Here is a 5,123-nt window from a genome sequence, read left to right as displayed (position 1 = left end):
CGGTTCTCTTGGATACCGGTCAGCCGCGGCACCGAGGGGCCGTAGATATCGGCATCGAGTAGCCCGACCTTGAGGCCGAGATCGCGCAGGCCGAGCGCCAGATTGAGCGCCGTGGTCGACTTGCCGACGCCGCCTTTGCCGGACGCCACCGCGATCACCGAATCGACGCCGGGAATCGGCGCCTGCTTGGACATCGGCGACGGGCTGCCCGCCGGCGCGTGCGGCCGATGCTCCGAAACCGGCGCGACGCCCGGACGCGGCTGCGGCGCTGCCGGGGCGCCAGGCCGGCGCTCGGCCGTCAGCGCGACCAGCGCGCTTTTCACGCCCGGCACCGCCTTGACGGCCGCTTCGGCCGCGCCGCGAACGCCGTCCCAGGCGCGTGCCTCGGCGGCATCGACGTTGATCGAGAAATACACCTTGCCGTCGGTCACGGCGATTTCGGACAGCGCGTCGGCCTGGGTCAGGGCGACGCCGCGCGGCGTCTTCACCTTGGCGAGGGCGTCGCGAATCTGTTGCTGGGTCACGCTCACGCGCGAGTCTCCTACGGTTCGGCGCCCACGGACCACATGCCGGAGGGCGGTTCAAGTCACGAATTGGCCGGGAGCGCGCCTTCGCCCAGTGCACGAGCAGCGGTGCGGAACTCGGTTGTGCAGTGCGAGCAATCACCCCCATGCCAGGCGTGATCACGGGCCCCTTGCCCGTGTCGCCTCGCTCCCTATGCTGCGGCACCCGCCGCGCGCCGCCCGGTCGCGCCCGCCCCATCAATCATCGGCCCAACGTGCCGCTTTCTGCGAAGGATCTCGACATGGCGAAGGTTGCTTTCATCGGTCTCGGCGTCATGGGCTATCCGATGGCCGGACATCTCGCCAGCAAAGGCGGCCACGAGGTCACCGTCTATAATCGCAGCGAGGCCAAGGCGAAGTCGTGGACCGAAAAGTTCGGCGGCCGGTCAGCACCGACGCCGGCCGAGGCCGCCAAGGACCAGGACTTCGTCATGGCCTGCGTCGGCAATGACGACGATCTGCGCGCGGTGACCACCGGCAAGAACGGCGCATTCTCGGCCATGAAGAAGGGTGCGATCTTCGTCGACCACACCACCGCCTCGGCCGAAGTCGCACGCGAGCTCGACGTCGCCGCGAAAGCTGCCGGCTTCTCGTTCGTCGATGCGCCGGTGTCAGGCGGCCAAGCCGGCGCCGAGAACGGCGTCCTCACCGTGATGTGCGGCGGCAGCGCCGAGGCCTATGCCAAGGCCGAGCCGGTGATCGCCTCCTATGCGCGGATGTGCAAGCTGCTCGGCCCGGCCGGCAGCGGCCAGCTCACCAAGATGGTCAACCAGATCTGCATCGCCGGCCTGGTCGAAGGCCTGTCCGAGGCGATCCACTTCGCCAAGAAGGCCGGGCTCGATGTCGGCCAGGTGATCGACACCATCTCCAAGGGCGCGGCGCAGTCCTGGCAGATGGAGAACCGCTACAAGACGATGAACGAGGGCAAATACGACTTCGGCTTCGCGGTCGAGTGGATGCGCAAGGATCTGTCGATCTGCCTCGCCGAAGCCCGCCGCAACGGCGCCAGCCTCCCGGTGACGGCGCTGGTCGACAATTTCTATTCCGAAGTCGAGAAGATGGGCGGCAAGCGCTGGGACACCTCGAGCCTGCTGGCGCGGCTGGAGCGCTGAGCGAGCGGCGGCGCAACCAGGTCGCGCGCCGCCGATTTCACCTCGCCGCGGAGTGGAAATTAGCCAGCCATTAACCGAATTATCTTTCCCTTGTGATCTGCTCTTAAGGGTCCTGGGGCCACTATCTACAGTGGCGTACCGCGCTGCGTTTTCGCGCTGGGTTAGTGTTGGTTGATGAGTGAAGCCGCGGAAAAGCCCGAAGTTTTCCAGCTTCCGGCTGATAGCCCGGCGGCTGCGCCGTCGCGCAGCCGGCGAGCCTCTGCACAGCGCGTGCGCGAGGCGCGCGACCGGCTGACCTCGACCAGCGGCACGCGGCCGGCCTTCGATCACGAACTCGTCCGCCAATACGCCGAGACCCGCCTCTCCGCCTCGTTCGTCGTGATGCTGCTTGTGGTCGCCACCGGCGTGCTGTTCGGGCTGTGGATGGACCCGCTGACGGCGGGCGCCTGGACGGTCGGCATCCTGTGCATCCACGCCGTCGTGGTCCGCAATTGCACGCGCTTCCTGCAAGAGCCGGCATCGCCGACCAAGACGCGGTCGTGGCGCCGCCGCTTCGTCGCGCTCGATCTGCTCTACGGCCTCGCCTGGACGGCCATCCTGGTGCATCCGACCGGACTCACCATGGTCTCCAGCACGCTGCTGATGTTCCTGATGCTGACCGTGGTGGCGGTGTCGAGCATGCTGGCGGCGAGCCTGCCGCTCGCGGCGCTGGCTGCGACTGTGCCGGTGACCTGCGCGATCGCTGCCAAATTCGCGCTCGGCGGCACGTTCGAGAACTACGTGCTGGCTGCACTGACGATCGCCGCCGAGGTGTACTTCGCGCTGCTGGCGCACCGGCTGCATTCGACCACGCTGGCGACGCTGGAAGCCCGCGCCGAGAAGGACGCGCTGATCGGCGAGCTCGAACAGGCCAAGGCGATCTCCGACGAGGCGCGCCACCGCGCCGAGGCCGCCAACGTCGCCAAGTCGCGCTTCCTGGCTCAGATGAGCCACGAACTCCGCACGCCGCTCAACGCCATCCTCGGCTTCTCGGAAGTGATGAAGAGCGAGATCTTCGGCGCGCACGCGGTGCCGGCGTACAAGGACTACTCCGCCGACATTCACAATTCCGGCGTCCACCTGCTCAACCTGATCAACGAGATTCTCGACCTGTCGCGCATCGAGGCCGGCCGCTACGAACTCAACGAAGAGGCGATCTCGTTGGTGCACGTGGTGACGGATTGTCATCACCTGCTCAAGCTGCGCGCTTCGAGCCGCGGCATCACCATCCACGAAGTGTTCGAACAGGGCATGCCGCGGCTGTGGGGCGACGAGCGCGCGGTGCGTCAGGTCGTGCTGAACCTGTTATCGAACGCCATCAAGTTCACCCCGCAGGGCGGCGAGATCTGGCTCAAGGTCGGCTGGACCGCCTCGGGCGGCCAGTATCTGTCGGTCAAGGACACCGGCTCGGGCATTCCCGAAGAGGAGATCCCGATCGTGCTGGCGTCGTTCGGCCAGGGCTCGAACTCGATCAAGTCCGCCGAACAAGGCGCCGGACTCGGCCTGCCGATCGCCAAGAGCCTGATCGACATGCATGGCGGCACCTTCACGCTGAAATCCAAGCTGCGCATCGGCACCGAGGTTGTCGTCACCTTCCCGCCGGAGCGGGTGATGTCGGCGCTGGCGCCGCTCGCCGACGAGGCGCCACCGCTGCAGCCGAGCCATGCCGACCACGAGGAATCCCGCCGCCGTCATGCGCCGATCATGAATGCCGGCACCGGCTTGTGACATTCCGCTTGCAGAAACCGCATCATGGCCGCATCCAAACGACATGAGCATCGAAACACCCTGCATCGCGGTCTGCATGCTGGATCCGCGCAGCGGCCTGTGCTTCGGCTGCGGCCGCACCATGCCGGAGATCGCGCGCTGGCCGCGCATGGATGGCGCCGAGCGCGTCACCATCATGGCGAGTTTGCCCGGCCGCATGGCGGAAGCCGGCCTGGAACCGCTGCGACCGCGAAAGCCGACAGCCGCCTCCTGACGAGGGCGTCATGAGCCGCGCGCTGCTGGTCCTGGTAGTGCTGATCGCGACCGCCGGCGCGGTTGTCGCTTACGGCGATCCGCAGCGCATCTCGGCCGCTCAGAAGGCGATGAGTTCGCTGCTGCGCGAGCGCGTCGCCTCGGCTACCGCGGCAGCCGAGGCCGAGAAAACCCGGGCGCTTCGTACAGTGAAGGTCCCGCGCGGCCAGGGCGGCGAATTCGCGCTGAAGGCCAAGATCAACGGCGTCAACGCGCCGATGGTGGTCGACACCGGCGCCACCTCGGTGGTCCTCACCTACGAGACCGCCAAGGCCGCCGGCCTGCCGCTGGAAATTCTGGATTTCGACGTCGAACTCGAAACCGCCAATGGCCACACCCGCGCCGCCAAGCTCTCGCTCGATAGCCTCGCCGTCGGCCATCTGGTCGAACGCTCGGTGCCGGCGTTGGTGGTGCCGCGCGGCCAGATGAAGACCAATCTGCTCGGCATGAGCTTCCTCGACCGGCTGGAAAGCTGGGAGGTCCGCTCCGACCGGCTGATGCTGCAGGGCTACCCCTGAGTCGGATGCTGCGGCTGGATTGCTTCGGGCGGCGGTCCCGGCGATAGATAGGCGGCACTCTGCCCGCCGCTCTATCCGAGATCATCATGGCCGCACCCAAACCACCCGGTTTCGAGACCCTGAGCCTGCACGCCGGGCAGCATCCCGATCCACTCACCGGCTCGCGCGCGGTGCCGATCTATCAGACCACGTCCTACGTGTTTCAGGACACCGACCACGCCGCAGCGCTGTTCAACATGGAGCGGCCCGGCCATCTCTATACGCGTATCTCCAACCCGACGATCGCCGTGCTGGAAGAACGCATTGCCGCGCTGGAGAACGGCGTCGGCGCGGTCGCGACCGCGAGCGGCATGGCGGCGCTGCATCTCGCCATCGCCACGCTGCTGAGCGCCGGCGACCACATCGTCGCCTCGTCGTCGCTCTACGGCGGCACGATCAACCTGCTGGCGCATACGATGCCGCGTTTCGGCATCACCACGAGCTTCGTCAACCCGCGCGATCACGCCGGCCTGAAGGCTGCTATCAAGCCCAATACGAGGTTGATGATCGGCGAGACCATCGGCAATCCGGGCCTCGAAGTACTCGACATTCCCAAGGTCGCCGACATCGCCCATGAGGCCAAGATCCCGCTGCTGATCGACAACACTTTCGCTACGCCCTACCTCAGCAAGCCGATCGAGCTCGGCGCCGACATCGTGATGCATTCGGCAACCAAATGGCTCGGCGGTCATGGCATCGCCATCGGCGGCGTGCTGGTCGATGGCGGACGGTTCGATTGGCGCGACTCGGGCAAATTCCCGACGCTGACCGAGCCCTATGCCGGCTATCACGACGTCGTCTTCGACGAGCAGTTCGGCCCGCCGGCCTTCGTG

General features: G+C 66.9%; 6 protein-coding genes. 5 read left to right on the top strand and 1 reads right to left on the bottom strand.

Going from position 1 to position 5,123, the window contains the following annotated elements; all coding sequences use genetic code 11:
- The coding region (locus I5M_RS03335) for an iron-sulfur cluster assembly protein (RefSeq protein WP_022720103.1) at positions 1 to 530 on the bottom strand (530 nt) is incomplete at its 3' end.
- A gap of 248 nt (positions 531 to 778) precedes the next feature.
- On the opposite strand from I5M_RS03335, the gene I5M_RS03330 reads away from it, so the two are divergent.
- From I5M_RS03330 to I5M_RS03310, 5 genes are all read left to right on the top strand, one after another.
- Complete coding sequence (locus I5M_RS03330) at positions 779 to 1,675, top strand: NAD(P)-dependent oxidoreductase (RefSeq protein ID WP_376738659.1); 897 nt, start codon at positions 779 to 781, stop codon at positions 1,673 to 1,675.
- A gap of 174 nt (positions 1,676 to 1,849) precedes the next feature.
- Positions 1,850 to 3,442 carry a HAMP domain-containing sensor histidine kinase gene (locus I5M_RS03325; protein WP_022720102.1) on the top strand — a complete coding sequence of 531 codons (1,593 nt, stop codon included), beginning with the start codon at positions 1,850 to 1,852 and terminating at the stop codon, positions 3,440 to 3,442.
- Between the two features lie 43 nt (positions 3,443 to 3,485).
- Positions 3,486 to 3,695, top strand: a complete 210-nt coding sequence (locus I5M_RS03320; protein WP_022720101.1) for a DUF1289 domain-containing protein — start codon at positions 3,486 to 3,488, stop codon at positions 3,693 to 3,695.
- Between the two features lie 10 nt (positions 3,696 to 3,705).
- Positions 3,706 to 4,251: a TIGR02281 family clan AA aspartic protease gene (locus tag I5M_RS03315; RefSeq protein ID WP_022720100.1), complete on the top strand. Its 546-nt coding sequence runs from the start codon at positions 3,706 to 3,708 to the stop codon at positions 4,249 to 4,251.
- An 86-nt stretch (positions 4,252 to 4,337) separates the two neighbouring features.
- Positions 4,338 to 5,123, top strand: a 786-nt coding sequence (locus tag I5M_RS03310; RefSeq protein ID WP_022720099.1) for an aminotransferase class V-fold PLP-dependent enzyme, incomplete at its 3' end; no start/stop codon positions are given.

The sequence above is a fragment of the Rhodopseudomonas sp. B29 genome (assembly GCF_000333455.1).
In the GTDB taxonomy this organism is placed as follows: domain Bacteria; phylum Pseudomonadota; class Alphaproteobacteria; order Rhizobiales; family Xanthobacteraceae; genus Rhodopseudomonas.
Note: the sequence above shows the minus strand (reverse complement) of the source record. Positions and strands in the feature narration are given on the sequence as shown.

What these genes read in the sequence shown, in the direction of transcription:
- I5M_RS03325 (WP_022720102.1), top strand. Translation starts at nt 1,850, where the DNA reads ATGAGTGAAGCCGCGGAAAAGCCCGAAGTTTTCCAGCTTCCGGCTGAT.
- I5M_RS03315 (WP_022720100.1), top strand. Translation starts at nt 3,706, where the DNA reads ATGAGCCGCGCGCTGCTGGTCCTGGTAGTGCTGATCGCGACCGCCGGC.
- I5M_RS03320 (WP_022720101.1), top strand. Translation starts at nt 3,486, where the DNA reads ATGAGCATCGAAACACCCTGCATCGCGGTCTGCATGCTGGATCCGCGC.